The following is a 23,828-nucleotide window of genomic DNA, read 5'->3' as shown; positions in this document are numbered from 1 at the left end:
TCACGCAATGCCGCCGTTGATCGACAAGACCTGACCCGTGACATAGCATGCCGCATCGGAAACGAGATAGGCGACCATGCCGGCGACTTCTTCCGCCGTGCCCGCGCGCTGCACAGGCACGAGTTGCTTGATGCGCTCGGGGCCGAATGCGTCGCCCAGCATCGGCGAATCGATGATGCCCGGCGCCACCGCATTCACGGTGATGCCGCGCGAGGCGAGTTCCTGCGCGAGCGCCCGCGTCGCGCCGATCAGCCCGGCTTTCGCCGCCGCGTAGTTGACTTGTCCGCGATTGCCCATCAGCCCGGACAACGACGCCATGTTGACGATGCGGCCCCGGCGCGTGCGGATCATCGGCATGAGCAATGGCTGCGTCACGTTGAAAAAACCGTCGAGCGTAACATCGAGCACGCGCCGCCATTGCGCGCGCGACATGCCGGCCATCGGGGCATCGTCGTGGATGCCTGCATTGTTGACGAGGATTTGCACCGGGCCGTCCGCGAGGATGCGTTCCAGCGCGCGTTCGGTGGCGTCGGGATCGGTGACGTCGAAAGCGACGGCATGCGCCGCGCCGCCTGCATCGGCAATTTCTTGCGCACACGCCTGAGCGCGTTCGATGCCGCCGTTCGCATGCACCCAGACTTCGTGCCCGGCCTGCGCCAGCGCGCGGCTGATGGCCTGTCCGATGGCGCCGCTGCCGCCCGTCACGAGCGCGCGCATGGCGTGGCTCCTGTCATGCCTGGCTCCGTTTCAGTTGCAGTTCAGCGCGTGCGATGCGCCGCCACATGCGCGGCAAGCGCGCCGAGACTGGCGAAGATCTTCTGATTGTCCGGGTTGTCCGAGCGCAACTCGAAACCGTATTTCTTCGAGATCAGCAGCGCGATTTCCAGAATGTCGATCGAATCCAGCCCGAATCCTTCTTCGTACAACGGCGTATTCGCCGACACGGCCTTGGGATCGACATCCTCCAAATTCAGTTCGGTGACGATCAGCCCGGCAAGCTCTCTTTCCAATTCATTCATCGTGTGTGCGGACAAGCGCCGGGGCGCAGACAAAGTGTTCCAAAAAAACCGCGCGCCGCGTTTCCCCCACGCTGCCGGCCATCAGTTTTAGAGATCGTTGCAGTGGCGAAATTCTAGACGAACCCCCTTTGGACGCCTAGTAGTAAAGGTAACCGGCGGTTTTTGCTGGATCGTTTGCTTATTTTCGAGAAAGATGAGCGGAAGCTGCAAATGGCTTGAGCGACGGCGCGCTCGGGTAAAATCCGGCAGGTCTGACGAATGTAATTGCGTCGAACAATCGGTTACAGACCGGCCGCTCGCGCCCGCGAGACAATTATTCTCACAATGACCGTTCGGCAGGGGACTGCTGAGTTTTTGTTCAACACTCGATCAGACTGGCGCGCATGTCGCGCCGCTGCGGCAATTCATGTTTCGTATTCGCCTTAAAACCACACCTTCCGCCTGTGCGGAGAATTTGAAATGAGCGCGGGCCGTTTTGTGCGCGTGGCGCTGGCCGTCGCGGGGATCGTCGCGTATCAGGTCGGCGCGCATCATGCCGTGGCGACGCCGGGCGAACACGGGTTCGGACTGGCGCTCGTGCTGGCGCCGCTGCTTCTCATCACGTTCAATGCGGCTGCGAATTCGGCCGCGCGCGCGTGGTGGCTGCCGCTTTGGCTGCTGGCCTGCGCGGGTTTGTGGGCGTGCCGCGCGCCGCTCACCGCGCATTTCGGCTGGGGACTTTATCTGGAACACGTCAGTTTCAATCTCGCGCTGGCGTGGATGTTCGGCCGCACGCTCGCAGCCGGACGTGAACCGCTCTGCACACAATTCGCCTGCATGGTTCACGGGACGATGGAACCGCGCCTCGCCCAATACACGCGGCAAGTGACGCTCGCGTGGACGCTGTTTTTCGTGGGCATCGCGGGGATTTCGAGCATGCTGTTCGCGTTCGCGTCGATGATCGCCTGGTCCACGTTCGCCAACTATCTGGCGCTGCCGGCCGTCGCGCTGATGTTCGTCGCTGAGCACGCTTGCCGCCGTTTTGCGTTGCCGGGCATGCAGCGTTCGTCGATTCTGGATGCCGTGCGCGCCTACACGCAGTCCACGCAAATGAAGCGGAGCGGCGCGCAGTGAGTTCCTTTCAGACTTCCGCGTTTCCGCTGGTTTTTCATGCATCGCCGGAACAGGTGATTGCGTGGCGCGACGGCGTGCCGGTCAGCGTGCGCGCGTTTCTCGCGGATGTCCGGCGCGTAGCCGCCGTGCTTCCTTCAGGCGATCACGTTTTCAACGTCTGCGCGGACCGTTATCGGTTCACGGTGAGCCTGTGCGCGACGCTCATCGCCGGGAAAACGAGTTTGCTGCCTTCCACGCACACGCCGGAAATGGTGCGCGCGCTCGCTTCCTTCGCGCCGGATGCGTTTTGTCTGCACGACAGCGACGATTGCGCGATCGCCTTGCCGCGCTTTCGTTATCCGGATGCGTTGAACGTGGAAGATGACGACGCCACCGTTCCGCAAATCGACGGCGCGCGCGTCGTGGCCTACGTGTTCACATCCGGCTCGACGGGAACGCCGGTGCCGCATCGAAAGACGTGGGGATTTCTCGTGCGGAACGTGCGCGCCGCCGCCGCGCGCCTCGGTCTGCTCGATAAAACGCCCGCGACGCTCATCGGCACCGTGCCGCCGCAGCATATGTATGGTTTCGAATCGACCGTACTGCTTGCGATGCTCGGCGGCATCGCGTTCAGCAACCGTCAGCCGTTCTATCCCGTGGACATTCGCGCGGAACTCGCCGCCGTGCCGGAACCGCGCGTGCTGGTGAGTTCGCCGGTGCATCTGCGTGCTTTATTTGCAAGCGACGATGCCCTGCCACGCGCCGCATTGGTCCTCTCGGCCACCGCGCCCCTATCGGAAAAACTCGCGCTCGATGCCGAAGCCCGCCTGCAAGCGCCGCTGATGGAAATCTACGGCAGCACCGAAACCGGCCAGATCGCCACGCGCCGCACCGCGCAAACTGCGGCGTGGGAACTGTTTCCCGACGTGGTTTTCACACCACGTAAGCCTGAAGAAAGCAACGATGACGACGACGCCACGCCCACGATGTGGGCCTCCGGCGGCCACGTCGAAACGCCGGTGCCGATGGGCGACGCGCTCGAACTCATCGACTCGACGCGTTTCCTGCTGCACGGACGGCGCGCGGATCTCATCAATATCGCGGGCAAGCGCACGTCGCTGGCTTACCTGAATCATCAACTGAACGCGATTCCAGGCGTGATCGATGGCGTGTTCTACATGCCCGACGAAGCATCCGCCGACGATGCGCACGAACCCGTGCAACGGCTCATGGCGCTGGTCGTCGCGCCGGAACTCAACGCGGTCGACCTGCAACGCGCGCTGCGCGAACGGATCGATGCCGCGTTCATGCCGCGTCCGCTGCTTTTCGTGGATACGCTGCCGCGCAACGCGACCGGCAAGCTGCCGCGCGATGTGCTGAAGCAACTCATCGATCAGGAACGTGCGAGAAAACCCGCGCTGCGCTTCACGATCGCGCCCGATCATCCTGCGCTGGCGGGGCATTTTCCGGGGCGTCCCATCGTGCCGGGCGTCGTGCTGCTCGACCGCACGCTGAATGCCATCGGCGGCGCGCTCGGCCGCGATCTGAACGCGTGCACCATCGAATCGGCGAAATTTTTAAGTCCTGTGGCACCCGGCGAAGCGCTGGATATCGCGTTCGAAACCGCCGCGAGCGGCACGATCCGCTTCACGATTCGCGCGGGCGAACGCGCCGTGGCGAGTGGCGCGATTGCCGCGCCGCCTGCGGCCTGATCGCATGGACCGCGACGACTGGGCCGATCGCCAGGAGCGTAGCAATCTTGCGCTGCTGCGCTTCATGACGTGGGTGTCGCTGCGTTTCGGACGGCGCGCGGGGCGCGTGCTGTTGCGCGTGATCGCCGCGTATTTCGTGCTGTTTTCACCGAAGGCGCGGCGCGCATCGCGTGCTTATCTGAACCGCGCATTGGGCAGGCATGCGGGCTGGCGCGACGGTTACCGCCATGTATTCTCGTTCGCTTCGACCATTCACGACCGCATTTATCTGCTCAACGAACGGTTCGATTTGTTCGATATCCGCATCCACGGCGTCGAACATGTGGATGCGGCACTCGCGCAAGGACACGGCGCGTTTCTGATGGGCGCGCATCTCGGCAGTTTCGAAGTCGTGCGGGCGATTGGGCGCGCGCAGCCGCATATCCGCATCGCCATCACGATGTACGAAGAGAACGCCCGCAAGATCAACGCGATTCTCGCGGCCGTGAATCCCGCCGCGCATCACGATGTGATCGGTCTCGGCAAGGTCGATGCCATGCTCAAGGTGCGCGAGCGGCTCGATGCGGGCAGCCTCGTCGGCATCCTCGCGGACCGCACCTTGCGCCAGGCGGGCGATGCCCTCGCCCAGCGCGATTTTTTCGGCGCGCGCGCGGAGTTTCCGCTCGGACCGCTGCACATGGCGGCGGTGCTGAGGCGTCCGGTGATCTTCATGACGGGTTTGTATCGCGGCGGCAACCGCTACGATATCCACTTCGAACCGCTGGCGGATTTTTCGCATACCGCACGCAGCGAGCGCGCCGCCGCCGTGGATGCCGCACTGTCACGCTATGTCGCGCTGCTCGAACACAACTGCCGCGCCGCGCCCTACAACTGGTTCAACTATTTCGATTTCTGGCAGACGAAACCGGCCGCCGAGACCGCGCGCGCCGAGGATCGACGCCTTGAAGAAATCGCGAGGGATTCCTGAATATATGCGAGTGTTAGCTGCTTTACTGACCGCCGCGCTGTTGATGGCAACGTTGTCCGCACGCGCGGCGGACGCGCCTTCGTCCGCATGGACGCTCGACCGCCTGATGAACACGCTCGGCGCGAAGAAATCTGGCCGTGCGAAGTTCACGGAGACGCGTTATCTGAAGATCGCGCAGCAGCCGCTTGAATCATCAGGAGAACTGGTATTCGTGGCGCCCGATCATCTGGAAAAGCATACGGTCAGTCCGAAGCCCGAGAATCTCGTCGTGGATGGCGACATGCTCACCGTCGATCGCAACGGACACAAGACGACCATTCCGCTGCGCAATATTCCGGAGGCGGCGGCGTTCATCGAAAGCATTCGCGCGACGCTCGCGGGCAACCGTTTTGCGCTGGAAAACGCGTACAAAGTCTCAGTCGAAGGACAAGGCGATAACTGGACGATGACGCTCGTTCCCATCGATTCGCGCATGCAGCAGAAGGTGTCGTCCATCGTGCTCGCGGGTAGCGGCGATAGTCTTGCGCGCGTGGAGATCAAGGAAGCCGATGGCGACCATTCACTGATGCGCCTGCAAGACGCGTCCGCGCATTGAGCCGATGATGCAACGCCTGAGGCAGCCCGCCGTTATCGTTTGGTTGTGTTGTCTCGCGGCCTGCGCCGTGGTGATCGCGCGCGCGAACTTTTCCGCCGATCTGTCCGCGTTCCTGCCGCGCTCGCCGAGCGAACAACAGCGCGTGCTCGTCGAACAACTGCGCGATGGCCTGGTATCGCGGCTGATTCTGATCGGCATCGAAGGCGGCGATGCAAACGGTCGCGCCGATGTCTCGCGCAAAATGGCCGCGACGCTGCGAAACGATCCACGCTTTTCAGCGGTCAACAACGGCGAGCAAACCGGCGAGGCGCGCGACGAGCGTTTCGTTTATGAGCATCGCTATCAGTTGAGTCCGGCGGTGACGCCCGAACGCTTCACCGAATCCGGCTTGCACGATGCATTGGCCGACAGTCTCGACTTGCTCACGTCGTCGGCGGGCATGGTCGCGAAAGACCTGTTGCCACACGATCCGACCGGCGAAGTGACCGCGCTCGTCGCGCAACTGGACAGCGGCGCGCAGCCTCATGAACAGAATGGCGTGTGGGCCTCGCGCGATGGAAAGCGCGCCGTGTTGCTCGTGCAAACTGCAAGCGCCGGTTCGGATACAGACGCGCAGGCAGCAGCGATTGCCGCCATCCGCCACGCCTTCAACGCAGCATCGCCCTATCGTCTCTTGATGACCGGCCCCGGCGTGTTCGCCGTCGAAACGCGCGACACCATCATGCATGACGTGCGCTGGCTCTCGGCTGCGAGCACGGCGTTGATCGTTGTGTTGCTGCTGGCGGTGTATCGCTCGGTGCCGACGCTCGTGCTCGGCTTGATGCCCGTGCTCTCCGGCGTCGCGGCCGGAATCGCCGCCGTGAGTCTCGCGTTCGGCAACGTGCACGGGCTCACGCTCGGCTTCGGCACGACGCTGATCGGCGAGGCCGTCGATTATTCGATCTATCTGTTCGTGCAATCCTCGGGCGCGCAGCGGCGCGAATCGCTGCGCGATTGGGTCGCGGGCTTCTGGCCGACCATTCGCCTCGGTGTGCTCACGTCGATCTGCGGCTATGCCTCGATGCTCTTTTCGGGCTTTCCCGGCCTCGTGCAACTCGGGCTGTATTCGATCGCGGGACTGGCGACGGCGGGCATCGTCACGCGCTTCGTGCTGCCGTATTTGTTGCCGGAAAACTTCGTTATTCGCGATGTCTCGCGCTTCGGGCTCGTGCTCGGACGCTTGACCGCGCGCGCTTCGCGCCTTCGTGTAGCGCTCGTGGTGCTGCTCGTCGCGGCGGTCGTTGCGTTGCTCGTGCAGCGTAACGGCTTGTGGAGTCAGGAGTTGTCGGCGCTGAGTCCCGTTCCGCAAGCCAGCCAATCACTCGATGAACGTCTGCGCGCGGATGTCGGTGCGCCGGACGTGCGTTATCTGATCGTCGTCTCAGCGGCGAGCGAGCAACGTGCGTTGGAGAATGCCGAAGCCGTCGCGCGTCAATTGCAGCCGCTGGTCGATCAACGCGTGATCGCGGGTTACGAAAGTCCCGCGCGCTTTCTCCCAAGCGATGCCGCCCAACGCGCACGTCAGGCGAGTCTCCCGGATGCCGCCACGCTCCGCACGCGCCTTGCCGCTGCCCTGCGCGATCAACCCATCCAACTGAAGCCGGACACGTTCGAGCCTTTCATCGCCGATGCCGACACCGCGCGTCACGCCCCTTTGCTGACCCGCGCCGACCTGCGCGGCACCTCGATGGCGCTCGCCGTCGATTCGCTGCTCACCGAACGCGACGGCCGCTGGTCCGCGATGCTGCCGCTGCGCGCGCCCGACGGTTCGGACCTTCAGGCGCAAAAGATTCGCGCGGCGCTGGACGAAGCGCATCTGCCGGACGCGCTTTTCGTGGATATGAAAACCGAGGCGGACAAGCTCTATCAGAACTACGTGCGCGAAGATATTCGCCTGTCGCTCGGCGGGTTCGCGGCCATCGTCGTGCTGCTGGTGATTGCCTTGCGTTCGCCGATGCGCGCCGCGCGCACGCTCGCGCCGCTGGTTGCCGCCGTGCTGGTGGTGATCGCGGGACTGGCGGCGGCGGGCACGCAACTGACGATCCTTCATTTGATCGGCATGCTGCTGATCGTCGCGGTGGGATCGAATTACGCGCTGTTTTTCAATCACCGCGCGCATGGCGATGAAGAACGCATCGCGCCGCAGACGCTCGTGTCGCTCGTCGTCGCCAATATCGCGACGGTCGCGGGCTTCGGCCTGCTCGCGCTGTCGAGCGTGCCGATGCTGCACACCTTCGGGCTGACCATTGGGCCGGGCGCGATTCTGGCGCTGGTGTTCTCCGCGATCCTCGCGCCACGCCGAAGAGTCGAGGTGCGTTCATGAGCGGCTATGCTTCGATGCCCGGTCCCACGCGAAGCTGGCGCCCAACGCCGCTGATCGGCGGCGCGCTGGCCGTGCATGTCGGCGCGGCGGCGGCGCTGGTGGCCGCGCCTGAAACATGGCCGTGGGCGGCGGGCGGCGTGATCGCATCGCATGCGGCGTTGGCGGGGGCTGGACTTTGGCCGCGCAGTGATTTGCTCGGCGACAACTGGACTACGTTGCCGGAGCGTGTAGGTTCGTGCATCGCCATTACGATTGATGATGGTCCCGATGAACACGTCACGCCGCGCGTGCTCGATCTGCTCGATAAGCACGCCGTACGCGCGACGTTTTTCTGTATCGGCGAGCGGGCGCGGGAGCATCCGCGCATCGTCGAGGCAATTGTCGCGCGCGGGCATGCGGTCGAGAATCATAGCGAGCGGCATCGTCATCATTTTTCGTTGATGGGACCGGGCGCGATGCGTCGCGAGATCGAAGCCGCGCAGAACACGCTCGGCGAGATCGCGGGCACGCGGCCGCTCTTTTTCCGCGCGCCTGCGGGACTGCGCAATCCGTTTCTCGAACCGGTGCTGTGCCGCCTCGGTTTGCAATTGGCCGCCTGGACGCGGCGCGGTTTCGACACGCGCACGGCGGATGCATCCGTGGTCGCGCAACGGCTGCTGCACGGACTGACCGCACGCGACATCCTGCTGCTTCACGACGGCCACGCAGCGCGCGACGAACACGGCGCGCCGGTCGTGCTCGCGGCGCTCGACACCGTGCTTCGGCACGCCGCCGATGCAGGCTTGCGTTGCGTGACGTTGCGCGAAGCGATCGCCTCGTGATCCCGAAGGCGCTCATCCATTCCGTGAGCCTGCCGTATCGCGCGAGCGGCCGTTTCGCGTGGCATTTCGCGATGGCCAAGCTGCGCCACGATCCCTTCTTCGCGCATATCCTTGCGCACGGCCTCATTCCCGACGATGCGCGCATCCTCGATCTCGGCAGCGGTCAGGGCTTGCTTGCGGCGTGGCTCGTCGGCGCGCAGGCGTGGCATCGCGATGAATTGACCGAATGGCCCGCGCGCTGGCCTGCGCCGCCTGCGTGGCGCTCGATTCATGGCATCGACCTGACGCCGCGCGATGTGTCCCGCGCGCGCATCGCGTTGCGCGAGCATGCGGCGCGTGTTCGCTTCGTGTGCGGCGATATTCGCGACGAACCGTTTCCCGCAAGCGATGTCGTGGTCGCCTGCGATGTGCTCCACTATCTCGATGCCGATGCGCAATTCGCCATTCTCCAACGCGTGCGCGCGAGTCTCGCGCCGGACGGCGTGCTCCTTCTTCGCGTCAGCGATGCCGCCGCCGGCTGGCGCGCGACGTTCGATCGCGCGGTCGATTTCGCCGTGCAACTGACGCGCGCCGGACGCACGAACCGGCTGACCTGCCGCAGCGAAGCGCAATGGCTCGCGCTGCTCGCAGACCTGCGTTTCGACGTGAAGCCACTGCCGATGGGACGCGGCACGCATCGCGCGAACCGGCTGCTGATCGCGCGGCCCATCGCCTGAAAAAAATGCTCGCTTAAGATGCCTCAAGCCCCGCGCAGCAAGCCTCTGCGGGCGTTTGTTACAATTCATCGAAACGCCCTCGTCACCCGGCTCAGGACCGAACGCGCAGTGAATCCTCTCTTGCTCACGCATTTCACCGCCACGAGTTGCGCGGGCCGCGGCCTCGACGCCACGCTCGCCGCGCTGCGCGACAAGCGCAGTGGACTCGCGCCCTGCGACTTCGACGGCGCCGCGCTCGATACGTACACGGGGCGCGTCGCGGGCATCGAAGAAACGCCGGTGCGGGCATTGCTTGCGGAATACGACTGCCGCAATAACCGGCTCGCGCAGATCGGTCTGGAACAGGACGATTTCGCGCAACACGTTCACGAGGCGATCGCGCTTCACGGTGCGGCGCGCGTCGGCGTGTTTCTCGGAACGAGCACGGCGGGCATTCTCGAAACGGAACGCGCCTACCGTAACCGCGATCCCGAAAGCGGCGCGCTGCCCGCCGGTTTCCATTACGCGACGACCCACAACCCCTATTCGCTCGCCGGTTTCGTGCGCGCGTATTTCGGTTTGCGTGGGCCAGCGGTGTCGGTGTCGTCGGCGTGTTCGTCGGGCGCGAAAGTGTTCGGGTCGGCGCGGCGCATGATCGAAGCCGGTCTGATCGATGCAGCCGTGGTCGGCGGCGTCGATACGCTTTGTCTCACCACGCTCTACGGTTTCAATTCGCTCGAATTGCTCGCGCCCGGTCCGTGCAAGCCGTTCGATGCCGAGCGCGATGGCATTTCCATCGGCGAGGCGGCGGCGTTTGCGCTGCTCACGCGCGATTCGTCGAGTGCTCCCGACGATGCGATTCGGCTGCTCGGCATCGGCGAATCGAGCGATGCGTATCACATGTCGTCGCCGCATCCCGAAGGACTTGGCGCGCGCCTCGCGATGCAGGCCGCGCTTGCGAGCGCCGGGCTCGATGCGCGCGACATCGGTTACGTGAATCTTCATGGTACAGCGACGCCGAGCAACGACGCAGCGGAAAGCCGCGCCTTCACGAGCCTGTTCGATGACGTGCCGTGCAGTTCGACCAAGGGCGCGACCGGTCATACGCTCGGTGCGGCAGGCGCGCTCGAAGCGGTGATTGCGGCGTTGGCGCTGCGTCATCAGATCGTGCCGGCCGGTGCGAATACGGTGCTGCCGGACCCGGCGCTCGGGCTGGACTATGTGTTGAATACGCGCGATGCGTTAATCGATGCCGTTCTCAGCAATTCGTTCGGTTTTGGCGGGACCAATTGCAGTCTCGTTCTTGGACGCGGGCGGCGTGGTGCGGGAGGTTCGTCGATATGAAACCCTTGCGCGCTTATATCGATGGGGTCGGCGTGATCGGTCCGGGATCTGCGAACTGGCCGCAAGCTGCGGATATGCTGGCGCGGCGTGTGATACATGAATGGGCGTCTACGGTGCTGCCCGTTCCCGCCGGGCTGCCTGCTGCGGAACGCAGACGTACCGGGCCGGTCGTGCGTGCGGCGCTGGCTGTCGCGCACGAAGCGACTGCCGACTGCGGGCGTGATCCTTCGACGCTGGCTTCGGTGTTCGCGGCATCCGGTGGCGATGGCGGGAATTTTCATGCGATCTGCGAGACGCTCGCGAGCGCCGATCCGCAGTTGTCGCCGACGCGCTTTCATAACTCCGTGCACAACGCGCCTGCGGGGTATTGGAGCATCGCGACGCGCGGGATGGCATCGTCGAATGTGCTGTGTGCGTATGACGGGAGTTTCGCGGCGGGCTTGCTGGAAAGTCTTGCGCAGGTTTGCGTGGATGATGCGGCGGTGTTGCTCGTGGCGTATGACGTGGATTATCCGGAGCCTTTGCGGCGTGTGCGAGCGGTCGAGGATGCGTTCGGGATTGCACTTGTGCTTGCGCCGGAGCCTGGAGAACGCACGGTTGCCTCCGTCGAAGTGCGTTTGTCGGATGCTCCCGCTACTGTTTTTACTGATGCCGCTCTTGAAGCGTTGAGGCTTTGTAATCCGGCTGCGCGGGGGTTGCCTTTGCTCGAAGCGTTGGCCTTGGGACGCAGCGCGCACGTCGTGCTCGATTATCTCGATGACACTCGGGTTGAGGTGGATATCGATGTGGGTTCGTTTCTCTCATGATCGATGCGTTTGATTTGCCGCTCGGGCGCGAATGGATTGCTTCGCGGATTCCGCATTCGGGTGCGATGTGTTTGCTCGATGCCGTGACTGTTTTTGATTCTGAGCGGATTGTTTGTTTGGCTTCCAGCCATCGGTCTCTTGATAATCCATTGCGGTTTGGTGGGAGGCTTGGGGCGGTTTGTGGGGTTGAGTATGCTGCGCAGGCCATGGCGGTGCATGGGGTTGGGTTTGTTGCTGATGCTGATGCTAGTTCTGTTCCGCCGGTTGGGATGCTGGTTAATGTGCGTGGGGTTCGTTGTTTTGTCGAGCGGCTCGATACGCTGGTTGAGGAGCTTTCGGTCGAAGCTCTGCGACTCGGGGGGGATGAGGGGACGGTTTTGTATCGGTTTTTTTTGAGGGCTGGGGGGTTGGTGGTGGTTGAGGGGCGGGCGGTGGTTTTGCTTGGGGCGTAGAGGTTCGGGGTGGGTCGGGTCGTTCGTGCAAAGGGCTTCTGTTGTTTGTGTTGTTTATTCAGTAGCCGCCTCCCCGGCGGAGGGGTAACTTTCTTTGCTGCTGCAAAGAAAGTCACCAAAGAAAGCAGCTTTTTACCCCATGCTCGATGGCTGGAAAGTGTGGCCTGAATTAACGATACAGTGGCCGCGTTAGGAGGTCCTACGTTCGGATAAGCGTGTGGGCAACCTCGCGATTACGTGCTCGAATCCTTTAGCCTTTGTGGACCGCATTCATTCTTTCGGCCATGCGCTACGCGCGCCGAGAGCTTTAGTATGGAATCCCGCAGTTTATAGGCGCCCAGCCACCTCAAACCTTCCCGCAAGATTGCTATTCGGCCCTACCTTGATCCGCGATTCGAGGCAAATTAAAAGGATGGTACGCGCCCTTAGTCGAAGCACTAAGCGAGATGCGACCGTTTCGGCTTTTCTACATCTTCGGCGCTTGCATCGCTGTCTAGGATCAATTGTGCGTGGCTGGCGCAGCAAAGCGACCACCTCGAAAGGTTTCCCCTTCGTTTAACCACGCCTGCTTGCTTCCGCAGGCCATCGATTCAATTTCGGACAAACGCACTTTTTTCTTGCGCCACGTCGTGCTACTTCTATCACTTGCTTTTGATAACGGCAGAAAGAGAAAAACGATCGATGCTATACCTTGGTGAGGATTACGGCCTTTTTGGTGAATACAGGAAGTACGCACATCTCCTTTGGCAAAGCACACATCACCCGATCTATTTGAGCGTGGAACATCCAGGCATGTTTTTTCCGGCCAGCTATTACGGTTTTGCGACGAACCGAAGTGCCGCTGGTGTCACCCATGACGAGATGAATGACATTTGCTCCGCCATGCAAGCCGCGCGACAGGCATTTCTTCGAAATTTTGACATGATCCTGATGACGTGCTCATGCGAAGACTTCCGCTCAGTGCTTGGACGTTCCGACGAATCCTTTCCGGAGTGGGTGTGGAGGGATAGTAGTGAGATTGCCAAAGCCGTGTATCAAGAGGTAAAGAGCGGGCGGTTAATTTTCGTACCGAAACACGAGGACTTGCGTGCTTGCGTAAAGACCATTCAAGAGGATCGGCTGAAGCCGCTCCCGCAGGGCGAATTGCAAGGTGCTCAGAGTCCGAACCCGTATGCAACCGTACGGCAGATGATGGGCAAGCCGCCACGCATACCGCAGAATCTCGTTACGCCGACCTCGTTTGCTGATGCGCAGCCCTTCGAGTATCAGCCGGATATGCCAGACTGCGATGTAATCGATCTTGCCAAAACACCGAATGACGGTGAGCCAGGCACTTGGTACACGAATTCGGGCAGCGGCCAGATGCGTTTGTATGGAAACGATGGTAAGCCCGTAGTCGATTTTGACTTCGACCATGATCATGGACAGGGCGTACCACACGCGCACAACTGGCACATCAACCCCCTTACGGGGAAAAACGATCGCGGCTCAGGCGTTCCTTTCTCAATTCTTCCGTAGCGCTTAAAGATGAACACTCCCGACTTCACACGCATCGACGACCTCGATGTATTCCCGAGCTTTCACGATGCCGAACTCATTTCGCTTGAACATGATCCTGACGCGAAATCTCTTGTTCTTCGATTCAAACGAGTGTCGGGTCCTGTCGAAACGCTCTTGTTCTCCGGCGTCGTCGCTCAGCGAGTGATCGATTTCGCCGATCAGAATGTCGCATCTCGCCTATTGATTTCCCCAATGCACACATTCTCAATTGATGACTTACGCGCGTGGGTCCGTTGGATGCACGGCCGGGACGACGCTCAGGCATCGGAGCTGGCTCACGCGATCATCGAGGGTTTTCATCGGGACGTCGTGGACGGACGCAAAGCGCTTTTCATTCTCGAGCCATCATGCGGTGCAGAGATGGCGGTGTTATGCGAGTCCATCTCTATTCGCCAGACCAAAGGCACTCACACTCATTAAACATCGGAGCGCCAACCAAGGTAGGACCAAATAGCAATCTTGCGGGGAGGTGTGATGTTGCTGGGCACTGATACGCTGCGGGGTTCCGTTCTAAAGTTCTCGGCGCGCGAAGCGCATGGCCGAATGAATGAATGCGGTCCACTAACACTAAAGAATTCGAGCGCGCAATCGCAAGGTTGCCTAAGCGGCTCGTGATGCGTGGCAAGTCCTATTGCGGCCACTGTATAGATTAATCCAGACCAACCCTCTCCAGCCATCGTGCATGGTGTAAAAAGCTGCTTTCTTTGGTGACTTTCTTTGCAGCAGCAAAGAAAGTTACCCCCCCGCCGGGGAGGCGGCTACTGCATAAACAAAACAGCCAACCGAAACCGCAAGGCACCAAAAACCCTACCCCTTAACACCACAATAAGCCGAAAACACCCCCATCTCCACCTCCCTACGCACATCCAAAAACCCCGCCCGTTCGATCGCAGCGAGAACCACATCCGGCGGAACGCAGGCCTCGATCGTATCCCAGTAATACCGCATCAATTCGACGCTCTCCGCATGCCGCCCAACGACGCGCGCAATGAAAGGCACCACCCCGCGCATATAGAATCGCAGCAAACCACCAGCAAAACCCGAAGAAGGCCGCGTGATTTCAAGCACGCAAATCTTTCCCCCCGGCGCGAGCACCCGAAAATACTCTTCAAAGACTCGCGAAAGATCGCTCACATGCCGCAACGCAAATCCCATGCTTAAAAAATCATAAGCACCGTCATCGCAAGGCAAATTCTCCGCAGAGCCAATCAGCGCCCGCACGCCCAAAGGCAAACGCGCTTGAGCAACCATCCCCGGACTCGGATCGACACCGGTCACGAGCGCGGCATCGCCGGTAATCAAAACCGCTTCACGCGTGACAAGTCCGGTGCCCATGCCTACATCGAGCACACGCATGCCACGCGCAAGCCCCGCCGAACGCAACGCCCGATTGCGATACCAACGCCCGGAACCCAGCGCCATCGCGCGTTCGATCGCGTCGTAGTCGGATGCGGTCCGGTCGAAGATGCCGCGCAGCCACGCACCGCGCCGGGCTTCGTCGGGATAGTAGGCGGTGAGCGGCTCATGTGGAGGTGCATCGTGCGAGGAATCTTGCGCAGGCCGGGGCGATGTCATCACGTCTCCTGTCTGGATCGGAAGGCACGATAAAAACGCGCCACGTTCCACATGCAAACGTCTGGATGAACGAACTTCGGCGATGCAAGGCACGAAGTCCGGAACAACGTGCTTGATACCACATTTTCAAACAGGACCTGACATCGCATTTTGAATTCATCATGCAAAATGCAAAAAGCGGGACGCTCCATCAAAGCGCCCCGCGTCGGAACAAGGCCACGACGAGCGAAGACTTATTCCGCGACCGCCGCCGGCATCAACACTTCAGCAGTAACACCTGCGACGAACGCCAACGCAGCAACGCCGACCGCATTCTCTTCATGCCGCACGACCGGCGCAGGCAACGCCAACGCCGCCGCAGCCGCCCGCCGTGCCCGCATGGTCGAACGCGTTCGACGCTCCGGCCGGCTCAACATGCCGCCGCCAACCAACGCGACGAACGAGCCAATCAACGGCACCGCGACAAGCATGGTCGCGAACCGGAACATGCCGGTCTTGAGCGGTCTGCGCGAAGCCAGCGCCGAATACATCAGCGCGAATATGAAATAGGCCGCACCGGCCGGTGCACCCGCAAGCTCGGGCATGCCGATGAACCGCGCGAGCGGCATCGGAAAGACGAGAATGAACAGTGCCACGCTCGCGAGCGCATGCATCATGAGCGCGCGGCGTTTGTTGAATAAGCCGGAAATCGACCAGAACACCAGCAGGAGAACGAACGGCGGACACGCAGCGACCACCGCCGCGATGGCGAGATAACTCAGCGCCCCGCCCGTCAGATTGCGCAGGCGCCCTTCCGAGCCCGCGAACCAGATCATGTAGCCGGTCGCGAGAAACGCGACGCAGCCGATCCACGCGAGCATGCCGTCGTCGCCGTTTGGCGAGATCAGCAGCCTGAGCCAGATGAGGCTCGTGAAGCAAACGAGATAAACGACAAAACGAATGCCAGAAAAACGCTGTTCCATACCACACCCCTTTCCCCGGATGGTGCGAGCGGTGATCGCCGTGTCGCAGCCCACTTCGTGGGGCCGTCAACCGGCGAAACCTGTCCTCACCCATCTATTCGCCCTCGTCCAAAATCGTTGTTTCGAATCGCGGGCTGTTCATGTGACGCGGATGGACCAACGGTGCTCCGCGCTCAACGAATGCTTAACGGTCGGATCGGGGGAATTCTTTAGGGGTGTTGAAGCATTCCTAGAACGACTGCTCTAACGGCGGGCAGCAAGCGGTTTGGCAATGTGCAGATTCGAGCCGAGCACGAACTTTCCGGCACCGAGATGATGGATGGTATGCAGCGGCGCGTTCGTTTCATCCACATTCCAGTGACCGTCGACGAAGATGCGCGCATCCGCCGCCGCCGACACGACTTCGGCGAAACAGGTGTCGTAGGCATCCTCCGTGTGCGGCTCGTCGATCAGGCGGCACTCCATCCACGCCGCGCAATTCGTTTCGATGAGCGGCAGACCGAGCACCGGACCATCGATCGTGTCGATACCGAACGCGTCGAACTTATCGATCTCACGCCCGCTCGTCGAACCGACGGCGTAGGCCTGATCGATCATCGCCGCGCCCGGCACGATCAAGCCGAACGTACCGCTGGCAGCCGCGAGTTCGCGCGTGAACGTGTTCTTGTCGATGACCACGGCGATGCGCGGCGGCGTGAATTCGACCGGCATCGACCAGGCAGCGGCCATCACGTTGCGACGCCCGCCGTGCGCGCTGGTGACGAGCACGGTCGGTCCGTGATTGATGAGGCGGCTGGCGTGTTCGAGCCTGACGGGACGGAAATGGGACATGGACTTGAGCCTTCGGTTGGGAATCTGCACGATTTTACGGGGCCGCCGTCCCGCCCGCCGCACGCCGTGGAATCTCAAAAACTTCCTTGACAGACGCTCTTACGATATATATCTTTAGATATGTTTTACGACATATCAGGAGTGTCACCATGAAATCCCGTTGTTTTCATCGTGGTCGCGAACAAGGCTTTCGCGCATTCGGCTTCGATTTTCCGTTCGACGCACCCGCGTGGACCGAGCGCTTCGCGTTCGAGCGCTGGGGCATGATTGGCCGTCATCGTCATGGCGGCGGACGCTTCGACGGTGGTCCCGGCGGCCCCGGCGGCATGGGCGGTTTCGGCGGCGAGGACGGCATGATGCCGCGCGGCCGCAAGTTCTCCTCCGACGATCTGCAACTGCTGCTGCTCGCCATGCTCGCGGAAGCGCCGCGTCACGGCTACGAACTCATCAAGGCGCTGGAAGACCGCTCGAACGGCTTCTACGCGCCGAGCCCCGGCATGGTCTATCCCGCGCTCACGTATCTGGAAGAACTCGGCTACACGACCGTCGAGCTTGAGGGCAATCGCAAACGCTACGCCTTGTCCGATGCAGGCCGCGAATACCTCGCCGCCAATCGCGAACGCGTGGATCTGATGCTTGCCAAGCTCACGCATTTCGCACGCAAGATGGATCTCGTGCGACGCGCTTATGCAGGCGAAGACGTGGAAGAAGCTGCAGCCGGAACTGGTTGGGTATCCGAACTTATTACCGCCCGCCGCGCGTTGAAGCGTGCTCTGCTCTTGCGCACGGATGCCTCGCAGGACGAGCAGCGCCGCATCGCCGCGATCCTCGCGCGCGCCACGGCCGAAATCGAACAAGACGCATCCTCGAAAAAGGACTGAACAATGAACGATTCAATCACTGCAACTTTGCAAGACCGTCCCGCGCTCGAAGTCACGCGCGTGCGGCATGCGTTGAAGTTTCGCTTGCTTGAAGTCATACGTGTGCAGACGCTGAACCCGCATTTTGTATGCATAACGCTCGCGGGCGACGCGCTCGCGGATTTCGAAAGCGCATCGTTCGACGATCACGTGAAGGTGTTTTTCCCCGCGCCGGGTGAAACGAAACCCGTCGTGCCGCAGGCCGGGCCTAAAGGTCCGGAGTTCGATCCTTCGAAGCCGCGTCCGGTCGCGCGTGATTTCACGCCGCGCCGTTTCGATCGTGAAGCACGCGAGCTCGATCTCGAATTCGCGCTGCACGAAGCCGGTCCCGCGACTGAGTGGGCCATGCAGGCCGCGCCCGGTCAATATCTCGGTATCGGCGGGCCACGCGGTTCATTCGTGATTCCTACGCAATTCGACTGGCATCTCCTGATCGGCGATGAAACCGCCCTGCCCGCCATCGCGCGTCGGCTGGAAGAATTGCCGGAAGGCACGCGCGTGGCCGCGTTGATCGAAGCTGCGGACCCGTCCGCACGCATCGAATTCGATACACGCGCCGATCTCTATGTGCAATGGCGCTATCGCAGTGTGAGCGAGCATCCCGGCGCTGCATTGCTGCTCGCCTTACGCGAAACCTTCGTGCCCGATGGCGAAGGCTACGTATGGGCCGCGGGTGAAGCCACGCTCATGCGCGCCGTGCGCCAATTGCTGTGCGACGAACGCGGCATCGACAAGAAGCGTATCCGCGCATCCGCGTACTGGAAGCGCGGCGAGCAAGGCGTGCATGGCACCATCGACGATTAAGACGCGTCCGCGAAGCGCTTTTCGATGCCGACCGCCTCATCCAGACCCACGAAACGGTTGTAGTCGCCGAACGTGGTCATCTTGTCGGCGATCGCATCGGTGCTGCCTTCGCGCATGAAGATTTCGAAGATGTCTTTCACGGCCTTGTGCATGGCCAGCATCGATTCGATCGGCGCGAGTGTGTAATCGAAGCCTATTTCGTGGGCCTCTTTGATCGATACGTAAGGGCTTTTTCCGGTGCGCGCCTGATTGAAAAGAATCGGTTTGCCGAGTGGTTTAAGGCGCCGCGTCAGTTCGCGCATGTGCTCGATGCTTTCGGGTGCATCCGCGTAAAGACCGTCCGCGCCCGCTTCCGCGTAGGCTTCGAGCCGCGCGATGGCATCGTCGATACCGGTCACGGCAATGGCGTCGGTACGCGCGACGATAAAGAAATCGGGATCGGTGCGTGCCTCGATCATCGCGCGCAATTTGAGGACCATCTCCTCTTTCGATACGAGTTGCTTGCCCGCGTAGTGGCCGCATTTCTTGGGCAGCGCCTGATCTTCCAGATGCAGCACGGACGCGCCTGCCTCTTCCCATAAACGAATGGTGCGCTGAACGTCGAGAATGCCGCCATAGCCCGTGTCCGCGTCCGCGAAAATGGGCACGGACGTCACGCGGCAAATGCGGCGGATATGCTCGAACATCTCCGTTTGCGAGAGCACGCCGACATCCGGCTGACCGGCGATCACGCCCGATGCGACGAATCCCGATACATACAATGCCTTCGCGCCCGCTTGCTCGGCGAGCATGGCGGTCAGCGCATCGTGCGCGCCCATGCAGACAAAAGGCCCTTCTTTGAACAACTTGCGAAAGCGTGCGGAACGGGTCAAGGTGGATCTCCGGAAAGGTTGAGTCAATCGAAATAAGCCCATGCGCGCGCTGCGCGGTCGCGGGCGCGATAGCTCGTGATCTGGTCGTTCATGCGGCGCGTCTGGTCGATCTCGTCGAGACCGGCGAGCAAGGCATCGCGTTGTGCGGCGTCGAATTCAAAAGCAATCGGCTCGATGCCGGGCGCGCGAATTTCTTGTGCGCGTAAATCCACCGTGACGCTTGCGCCATCCTGCGCGGCTTGCGCGATTCGTTCGATATCCGAATCATCAAGTCGAATGGGAAGAAGCCCATTCTGCAGGCAGTTGTTGTAAAAGATATCGCCGAACGATGGCGCAATCACGCAGCGAATGCCAGCCTCTTCAAGCGCCCACACGGCCATTTCGCGCGAACTGCCGCAACCGAAATTCTTTCCGCCGAGTATCGTGCATGCCTTCCAAAACGCAGGCCGATTCAGCACGAAATCTTCACGCTCGCCGCTCGACGGTCCTTCGCCGCGATAGCGCAACGTTTCCAGCAAATACGGCCCGAGTTGTCCGCGCACGAGTTGCGAGATGCGTTCTATGCGAATGATGAGGTCCGTATCCACGTTGTCGCGTAGAAGCGGCGCGGCCGGTCCTTCGATGGTGGTGAAGGCTTTCATCCTTGAGTCTCCACATCGGGCGCAGCGATATGTCCGGCAAGCGCGCTGGCCGCCGCCACTGCGGGACTCGCCAGATGCGTGCGCGCGCCCGGCCCTTGTCTGCCAATGAAATTACGATTCGATGTGGACACGCACCGCTCGCCGCGCCCTACCACGTCACCATTCGCGCCGACGCACATCGAGCAACCCGGTTCGCGCCATTCGAAACCCGCCGCGCGAAATATCTCGTCGAGCCCTTCCTCATGTGCTTGCCGCGCGACCGTAAGCGATCCCGGCACGACCCACGCTTTCACATCGTGCGCGACATGATGTCCATCGACGACACGCGCGGCCGTGCGCAAATCCTCGATACGGCTGTTCGTGCACGAGCCGATGAACACGCGGTCCACTTTCAACTCATCGAGATGCTGCCCTGCGCGCACGCCCATATAATCGATGGCATTACGCGCGGCCAGACGGCGCGATTCGTCGTCGAACGCGGCGGGATCGGGCACGGTGTCATCGAGCGCGATGACGTGCTCGGGACTCGTGCCCCACGTCACCTGCACGCGGATGTCCGCTGCATTAATGCTTATTTCACGGTCGAATCGTGCATTCGGACCGGATGCGAGCGCTTTCCAGTCTTCGACGGCCTGATCGAATTTCGTACCCTTCGGTGCATAGGGTTTGTCGCGCAGATAATCGAAGGTGGTCTGGTCCGGTGCGACAAGGCCGAACTTCGCGCCCAACTCTATGCTGAGATTGCAGAGCGTCAATCGTCCTTCCATCGACAGGGCGCGCACTGCATCGCCCGCATATTCGACTGCGTAGCCCGTGCCGCCCGCCGCGCCGATCTTGCCGATGAGATAAAGGATCATGTCCTTCGCGCTCACGCCTTGACGCAACGTGCCATCGAAAGTCACGCGCATGGTTTTAGGCCGCTTTTGCCGGATGCTTTGCGTCGCGAGCACATGCACCACTTCCGTCGAACCGATGCCGAATGCAAGCGCGCCCATTGCGCCATGCGTGCACGTATGACTGTCCGCGCAGACGATCGACGTACCGGGCAACGACAAGCCCAGTTCAGGACCGATCACATGCACGATGCCCTGTTGCCCATCATGGCCGATATCGAAGATGGGAATCGTATGCTGCGACATTTGCTCGCGCATCGTATCGACCATTTCGGTGCTCCAGCCGGCATCGCCCGCAACACGCCCGGGCACCGTCGATATCACATGATCGAGCGTGGCGAATGTCAGCGACGGACTATCCACTTGCAGGCCGCGCCGCTCCAGCACGCGCACGGCTTCGACGCCTGTGAGTTCGTGCATCAGATGACGGTCCACTTGCAAAAGATCCGCACCGCCCGGCAAATGCGCGATGGTGTGATCGTCCCAGAGCGTGTCGAAGAGCGTTTTCATATTCAGTCGCTATGCGTGAGATGCTTCTGCCAGCCGAGAAACAGCATGTTGACGAGCGTTGCGAAGACGAACAGCATGAGCGCGAGCGCCATGATGGTGCTGGTCTCGTTGCGATTCATTGCGATCATCAGCAAATGGCCGATGCCGCTTTGCGACGCGAACATCTCGCCGATAAGCGTGCCGAGCAAGGTCAGCGAGAAGCCGATGCGCAGGCCCGACACCACTTCCGGCACGCATGCGGGAAGCAGGACATATCGCGCGAAATCAACCGGGCGCATGCGATACGTGCGTGCGGCGCGTCCATAAATGGGCGGCATATTGCGCACGGCATTCATCGTGAAGAGTGTGATCGGCACGACGCCGTGCATCACGCCGAAAACAATCTTGGCCCATAAACCCAATCCGCAGGCGAGCAATACAACCGGATAGAGTGTGACCTTGGGAATGGAATAGAAGCCCATCATGAGCGGTTCCATCACGTCGCCGGCCATGCGTCGTGCGCCGAGCACGAGGCCGAGCAACACGCCCGCGATGGCGGAAATCGCGAATGCAGAAGCGAACGCCACGGACGTAACGTAAAGGCTCGCGGGGAAATCAGGATCGCTTACGATGCGAATCGCGCGCCGAACGGTGCGTGCGGGCGATGTCAGCACGTCCGGTCCGAGCAACTCACTCGCACCCTGCCATAACGCGACCAGGACGATCACCAGCACCAGCGCATCCATCCAGCGCCGCGTGTGTCGCGGTCTCGCCGTATGCGCGACGATAACGGTGCTCATGCCGCCTCCCTTCTGATACGCCTGTAAAGCCTTCTTTCCGCCGTGCGCAGCAAGCCGTTCACCGTGCCGACGAAGATCAGCATCAACAGCATGAGACCGTACATGGTGGGATTGTCGAATGCGTTGTAGGCGAAGGCGATCTGATAACCGAAGCCCGAGCCGGACAGCACGAACTCACCGGCCACCACGGCGATAAACGCATACACCACGGTGAGCTTGATGCCTGTGAAGACGAACGGAAGGCTCGCGGGCAAGGTAATCAGACGGATTTCATCGAACGTGCCGAGCCGGCAGACGCGTGCGGTGCGAAGCAGCACGCGCGGTACACGTTCGAGTCCGTTGAGCGTGTTCACCGCCATCGCGACCACAGCGAACAGAAAGCCGATACCGACCAATGGCCAGCGATTCAGGCCGAGAATCACGATCAGGATCGGATACAGCACGAACACAGGCACCGCGTAATACGACAGCAGCAGCGGATCGAGCACGCGTCGCAAACGAGGCAAACGGAACAGCAGCACGCCGCCGATGAAACCCACCACGACCGCAAGTGCCACGGCAAGCATCGCGCTGCCGAGCGTCTGCACGATATCGATCGTGTACTGGCCCGAGGTGAGAATATCCCACGCACTCATGGCCATGCGCGAGGGTGGAATGAACGATACGGGATTGATCCACGCCAGCCGCGCCGCGATCTCGAGCAACACGATCAGGCCTACTACGAGTCCGATACGCCAGCGTGCGGCCACGCTCATGACTGACTCCCGAGCGCCTTGAGCGCTTCGTCGCGTAACAGGCCCCACACTTGGGCCGTCAATTCTCCGAAGCGTGGATCGAGCGCAATCTTGCTGTCGCGCAGACGCGTCCATCCCGTTTCGATCGTGGCGATAAAGCGGCCCGGACACGCCGACATCACACCGATACGGTCCGACAGCAGCACCGCTTCATCGATCGAATGGGTGATGAGCATGACGGTCGCGCCCGTGTCGCGCCAGAGCTTGAGCGTTTCGTCGCCCATCAGCAGGCGCGTTTGCTGATCGAGCGCGCCGAACGGTTCATCGAGCAACATGAGACGCGGGCGCACTACCATCGCGCGTGCAATGCACACACGTTGCCGCATTCCGCCTGAGAGTTGCGCCGGATAAGCGCGCGCAAACGACTTGAGGCCCATGAAAGACAATGCGTGATCCACGCGCTCGCGCACCTCGTTTTCCGGCACGCCAGCGCGGCGCGCGGCGAACGCGGCGTTATCGAATACATTGAGCCATGGAAAGCTCGCGTCCTCCTGAAACACCACGGCCACGCCATCGGGCACTTCGTTGCCGACCGCCTTGCCTTCGAATTCCACGCTGCCACCGCTCGCGGGATTCAGGCCCGCCAACACGTCCAGCAAGGTGGATTTGCCGCAGCCCGAAGGCCCGACCACTGAAAAGAATTCGCCCGCGCGCAATTCGAGGCTAACCGGCCCGAGCGCATGAAAAGGCTCTTTTCCAGCGGTTCCGGGATAGATGCGCGTGACATCCGTGAGACGCGCCTGCACGCGCCCGGCATCCTGCTGCGCGGCATCGCGCGACACAACGGAAATCTTCGGACGACGCGGCAATACGCTCATCGCG

At 61.7% G+C, this 23,828-nt stretch carries 25 protein-coding genes; 14 read left to right on the top strand and 11 right to left on the bottom strand.

Going from position 1 to position 23,828, the window contains the following annotated elements; all coding sequences use genetic code 11:
* Window positions 1-717, bottom strand: coding sequence for a 3-oxoacyl-ACP reductase FabG (fabG, locus tag ACZCWR_RS28915; protein WP_487305094.1), 717 nt, complete (start codon window positions 715-717; stop codon window positions 1-3).
* 41 nt (window positions 718-758) lie between these two features.
* Window positions 759-1,052 (bottom strand): phosphopantetheine-binding protein, encoded by a 294-nt coding sequence (locus ACZCWR_RS28910; protein WP_487305093.1) that lies wholly within the window; start codon window positions 1,050-1,052, stop codon window positions 759-761.
* Window positions 1,053-1,478: 426 nt separating this feature from the next.
* Here ACZCWR_RS28910 and ACZCWR_RS28905 point away from each other — a divergent pair, with 426 nt between their 5' ends.
* From ACZCWR_RS28905 to ACZCWR_RS28850, 12 genes are all read left to right on the top strand, one after another.
* On the top strand, window positions 1,479-2,132 hold the full coding sequence (locus tag ACZCWR_RS28905) for a COG4648 family protein (protein ID WP_487305092.1): 654 nt from the start codon (window positions 1,479-1,481) through the stop codon (window positions 2,130-2,132).
* Window positions 2,129-3,823: an AMP-binding protein gene (locus ACZCWR_RS28900; protein ID WP_487305091.1), complete on the top strand. Its 1,695-nt coding sequence runs from the start codon at window positions 2,129-2,131 to the stop codon at window positions 3,821-3,823. The genes ACZCWR_RS28905 and ACZCWR_RS28900 overlap by 4 nt, the downstream gene beginning before the upstream one ends.
* Window positions 3,824-3,827: 4 nt before the next feature.
* Window positions 3,828-4,790 carry a lysophospholipid acyltransferase family protein gene (locus ACZCWR_RS28895; protein ID WP_487305090.1) on the top strand — a complete coding sequence of 321 codons (963 nt, stop codon included), beginning with the start codon at window positions 3,828-3,830 and terminating at the stop codon, window positions 4,788-4,790.
* A gap of 4 nt (window positions 4,791-4,794) precedes the next feature.
* Window positions 4,795-5,385: an outer membrane lipoprotein carrier protein LolA gene (locus tag ACZCWR_RS28890; RefSeq protein WP_487305089.1), complete on the top strand. Its 591-nt coding sequence runs from the start codon at window positions 4,795-4,797 to the stop codon at window positions 5,383-5,385.
* Window positions 5,386-5,392: 7 nt separating this feature from the next.
* Window positions 5,393-7,747 carry an MMPL family transporter gene (locus ACZCWR_RS28885; RefSeq protein WP_488876500.1) on the top strand — a complete coding sequence of 785 codons (2,355 nt, stop codon included), beginning with the start codon at window positions 5,393-5,395 and terminating at the stop codon, window positions 7,745-7,747.
* Window positions 7,744-8,568 (top strand): polysaccharide deacetylase family protein, encoded by an 825-nt coding sequence (locus ACZCWR_RS28880; RefSeq protein WP_487305087.1) that lies wholly within the window; start codon window positions 7,744-7,746, stop codon window positions 8,566-8,568. The genes ACZCWR_RS28885 and ACZCWR_RS28880 overlap by 4 nt, the downstream gene beginning before the upstream one ends.
* Window positions 8,565-9,284 (top strand): class I SAM-dependent methyltransferase, encoded by a 720-nt coding sequence (locus ACZCWR_RS28875; protein ID WP_487305086.1) that lies wholly within the window; start codon window positions 8,565-8,567, stop codon window positions 9,282-9,284. Before ACZCWR_RS28880 ends, ACZCWR_RS28875 begins: the two co-directional genes overlap by 4 nt.
* A gap of 108 nt (window positions 9,285-9,392) precedes the next feature.
* Window positions 9,393-10,607 carry a beta-ketoacyl-[acyl-carrier-protein] synthase family protein gene (locus ACZCWR_RS28870; RefSeq protein ID WP_487305085.1) on the top strand — a complete coding sequence of 405 codons (1,215 nt, stop codon included), beginning with the start codon at window positions 9,393-9,395 and terminating at the stop codon, window positions 10,605-10,607.
* On the top strand, window positions 10,604-11,413 hold the full coding sequence (locus ACZCWR_RS28865) for a beta-ketoacyl synthase chain length factor (protein WP_487305084.1): 810 nt from the start codon (window positions 10,604-10,606) through the stop codon (window positions 11,411-11,413). Before ACZCWR_RS28870 ends, ACZCWR_RS28865 begins: the two co-directional genes overlap by 4 nt.
* The gene (locus ACZCWR_RS28860; protein ID WP_487305083.1) at window positions 11,410-11,865 is read left to right on the top strand and encodes an ApeP family dehydratase; all 456 of its coding nucleotides are present in this window, start codon (window positions 11,410-11,412) and stop codon (window positions 11,863-11,865) included. Before ACZCWR_RS28865 ends, ACZCWR_RS28860 begins: the two co-directional genes overlap by 4 nt.
* Before the next feature lie 681 nt (window positions 11,866-12,546).
* Complete coding sequence (locus ACZCWR_RS28855) at window positions 12,547-13,383, top strand: hypothetical protein (RefSeq protein WP_487305082.1); 837 nt, start codon at window positions 12,547-12,549, stop codon at window positions 13,381-13,383.
* A gap of 9 nt (window positions 13,384-13,392) precedes the next feature.
* Window positions 13,393-13,845 carry a hypothetical protein gene (locus tag ACZCWR_RS28850; RefSeq protein WP_487305081.1) on the top strand — a complete coding sequence of 151 codons (453 nt, stop codon included), beginning with the start codon at window positions 13,393-13,395 and terminating at the stop codon, window positions 13,843-13,845.
* Window positions 13,846-14,232: 387 nt separating this feature from the next.
* On the opposite strand, the gene ACZCWR_RS28845 is transcribed toward ACZCWR_RS28850, so the two are convergent.
* The 3 genes from ACZCWR_RS28845 to ACZCWR_RS28835 all read right to left on the bottom strand — a co-directional run bounded on the left by ACZCWR_RS28845 (window position 14,233) and on the right by ACZCWR_RS28835 (window position 16,793).
* Window positions 14,233-15,000 carry a class I SAM-dependent methyltransferase gene (locus tag ACZCWR_RS28845; protein ID WP_487306179.1) on the bottom strand — a complete coding sequence of 256 codons (768 nt, stop codon included), beginning with the start codon at window positions 14,998-15,000 and terminating at the stop codon, window positions 14,233-14,235.
* Between the two features lie 233 nt (window positions 15,001-15,233).
* Complete coding sequence (locus tag ACZCWR_RS28840) at window positions 15,234-15,962, bottom strand: hypothetical protein (RefSeq protein WP_487305080.1); 729 nt, start codon at window positions 15,960-15,962, stop codon at window positions 15,234-15,236.
* A 243-nt stretch (window positions 15,963-16,205) separates the two neighbouring features.
* Window positions 16,206-16,793, bottom strand: coding sequence for a flavin reductase family protein (locus ACZCWR_RS28835; protein ID WP_487305079.1), 588 nt, complete (start codon window positions 16,791-16,793; stop codon window positions 16,206-16,208).
* A gap of 149 nt (window positions 16,794-16,942) precedes the next feature.
* Here ACZCWR_RS28835 and ACZCWR_RS28830 point away from each other — a divergent pair, with 149 nt between their 5' ends.
* Together ACZCWR_RS28830 and ACZCWR_RS28825 are read left to right on the top strand one after the other, a co-directional pair.
* The gene (locus tag ACZCWR_RS28830) at window positions 16,943-17,674 is read left to right on the top strand and encodes a PadR family transcriptional regulator (protein ID WP_487305078.1); all 732 of its coding nucleotides are present in this window, start codon (window positions 16,943-16,945) and stop codon (window positions 17,672-17,674) included.
* 3 nt (window positions 17,675-17,677) lie between these two features.
* Window positions 17,678-18,517, top strand: coding sequence for a siderophore-interacting protein (locus tag ACZCWR_RS28825; protein ID WP_487305077.1), 840 nt, complete (start codon window positions 17,678-17,680; stop codon window positions 18,515-18,517).
* On the opposite strand, the gene ACZCWR_RS28820 is transcribed toward ACZCWR_RS28825, so the two are convergent.
* The 6 genes from ACZCWR_RS28820 to ACZCWR_RS28795 are packed head-to-tail and all read right to left on the bottom strand — an operon-like array spanning window position 18,514 to window position 23,824.
* Window positions 18,514-19,389 (bottom strand): isocitrate lyase/PEP mutase family protein, encoded by an 876-nt coding sequence (locus ACZCWR_RS28820; RefSeq protein ID WP_487305076.1) that lies wholly within the window; start codon window positions 19,387-19,389, stop codon window positions 18,514-18,516. The genes ACZCWR_RS28825 and ACZCWR_RS28820 overlap by 4 nt on opposite strands.
* A gap of 23 nt (window positions 19,390-19,412) precedes the next feature.
* A complete protein-coding gene (leuD, locus tag ACZCWR_RS28815; RefSeq protein ID WP_487305075.1) occupies window positions 19,413-20,030 on the bottom strand; it encodes a 3-isopropylmalate dehydratase small subunit in 618 nt (205 codons plus the stop codon).
* Window positions 20,027-21,433: a 3-isopropylmalate dehydratase large subunit gene (gene leuC / locus ACZCWR_RS28810; protein ID WP_487305074.1), complete on the bottom strand. Its 1,407-nt coding sequence runs from the start codon at window positions 21,431-21,433 to the stop codon at window positions 20,027-20,029. The genes leuD and leuC overlap by 4 nt, the downstream gene beginning before the upstream one ends.
* A 2-nt stretch (window positions 21,434-21,435) precedes the next feature.
* Entirely contained in the window at window positions 21,436-22,212 is a 777-nt protein-coding gene (locus ACZCWR_RS28805; protein ID WP_487305073.1) for an ABC transporter permease, read from the bottom strand.
* Window positions 22,209-22,967 carry an ABC transporter permease gene (locus ACZCWR_RS28800; RefSeq protein ID WP_487305072.1) on the bottom strand — a complete coding sequence of 253 codons (759 nt, stop codon included), beginning with the start codon at window positions 22,965-22,967 and terminating at the stop codon, window positions 22,209-22,211. The genes ACZCWR_RS28805 and ACZCWR_RS28800 overlap by 4 nt, the downstream gene beginning before the upstream one ends.
* On the bottom strand, window positions 22,964-23,824 hold the full coding sequence (locus ACZCWR_RS28795; protein ID WP_487305071.1) for an ABC transporter ATP-binding protein: 861 nt from the start codon (window positions 23,822-23,824) through the stop codon (window positions 22,964-22,966). The genes ACZCWR_RS28800 and ACZCWR_RS28795 overlap by 4 nt, the downstream gene beginning before the upstream one ends.
* Between the last annotated feature and the right edge of the window lie 4 nt (window positions 23,825-23,828).

This window comes from Caballeronia sp. A2-2 (genome assembly GCF_057612605.2).
The sequence above is the reverse complement of the archived record's forward strand: the minus strand, read 5'-3'. Positions and strand labels throughout refer to the sequence as shown.

What these genes read in the sequence shown, in the direction of transcription:
- ACZCWR_RS28885 (WP_488876500.1), top strand. Translation starts at nt 5,393, where the DNA reads ATGCAACGCCTGAGGCAGCCCGCCGTTATCGTTTGGTTGTGTTGTCTC.
- ACZCWR_RS28890 (WP_487305089.1), top strand. Translation starts at nt 4,795, where the DNA reads ATGCGAGTGTTAGCTGCTTTACTGACCGCCGCGCTGTTGATGGCAACG.
- ACZCWR_RS28825 (WP_487305077.1), top strand. Translation starts at nt 17,678, where the DNA reads ATGAACGATTCAATCACTGCAACTTTGCAAGACCGTCCCGCGCTCGAA.
- ACZCWR_RS28850 (WP_487305081.1), top strand. Translation starts at nt 13,393, where the DNA reads ATGAACACTCCCGACTTCACACGCATCGACGACCTCGATGTATTCCCG.
- ACZCWR_RS28865 (WP_487305084.1), top strand. Translation starts at nt 10,604, where the DNA reads ATGAAACCCTTGCGCGCTTATATCGATGGGGTCGGCGTGATCGGTCCG.
- leuC (WP_487305074.1), bottom strand. Translation starts at nt 21,433, where the DNA reads ATGAAAACGCTCTTCGACACGCTCTGGGACGATCACACCATCGCGCAT.
- ACZCWR_RS28830 (WP_487305078.1), top strand. Translation starts at nt 16,943, where the DNA reads ATGAAATCCCGTTGTTTTCATCGTGGTCGCGAACAAGGCTTTCGCGCA.
- ACZCWR_RS28855 (WP_487305082.1), top strand. Translation starts at nt 12,547, where the DNA reads ATGCTATACCTTGGTGAGGATTACGGCCTTTTTGGTGAATACAGGAAG.
- ACZCWR_RS28805 (WP_487305073.1), bottom strand. Translation starts at nt 22,212, where the DNA reads ATGAGCACCGTTATCGTCGCGCATACGGCGAGACCGCGACACACGCGG.
- ACZCWR_RS28845 (WP_487306179.1), bottom strand. Translation starts at nt 15,000, where the DNA reads ATGACATCGCCCCGGCCTGCGCAAGATTCCTCGCACGATGCACCTCCA.
- ACZCWR_RS28860 (WP_487305083.1), top strand. Translation starts at nt 11,410, where the DNA reads ATGATCGATGCGTTTGATTTGCCGCTCGGGCGCGAATGGATTGCTTCG.
- ACZCWR_RS28835 (WP_487305079.1), bottom strand. Translation starts at nt 16,793, where the DNA reads ATGTCCCATTTCCGTCCCGTCAGGCTCGAACACGCCAGCCGCCTCATC.
- ACZCWR_RS28895 (WP_487305090.1), top strand. Translation starts at nt 3,828, where the DNA reads ATGGACCGCGACGACTGGGCCGATCGCCAGGAGCGTAGCAATCTTGCG.
- ACZCWR_RS28795 (WP_487305071.1), bottom strand. Translation starts at nt 23,824, where the DNA reads ATGAGCGTATTGCCGCGTCGTCCGAAGATTTCCGTTGTGTCGCGCGAT.
- ACZCWR_RS28800 (WP_487305072.1), bottom strand. Translation starts at nt 22,967, where the DNA reads ATGAGCGTGGCCGCACGCTGGCGTATCGGACTCGTAGTAGGCCTGATC.
- ACZCWR_RS28840 (WP_487305080.1), bottom strand. Translation starts at nt 15,962, where the DNA reads ATGGAACAGCGTTTTTCTGGCATTCGTTTTGTCGTTTATCTCGTTTGC.
- fabG (WP_487305094.1), bottom strand. Translation starts at nt 717, where the DNA reads ATGCGCGCGCTCGTGACGGGCGGCAGCGGCGCCATCGGACAGGCCATC.
- leuD (WP_487305075.1), bottom strand. Translation starts at nt 20,030, where the DNA reads ATGAAAGCCTTCACCACCATCGAAGGACCGGCCGCGCCGCTTCTACGC.
- ACZCWR_RS28880 (WP_487305087.1), top strand. Translation starts at nt 7,744, where the DNA reads ATGAGCGGCTATGCTTCGATGCCCGGTCCCACGCGAAGCTGGCGCCCA.
- ACZCWR_RS28905 (WP_487305092.1), top strand. Translation starts at nt 1,479, where the DNA reads ATGAGCGCGGGCCGTTTTGTGCGCGTGGCGCTGGCCGTCGCGGGGATC.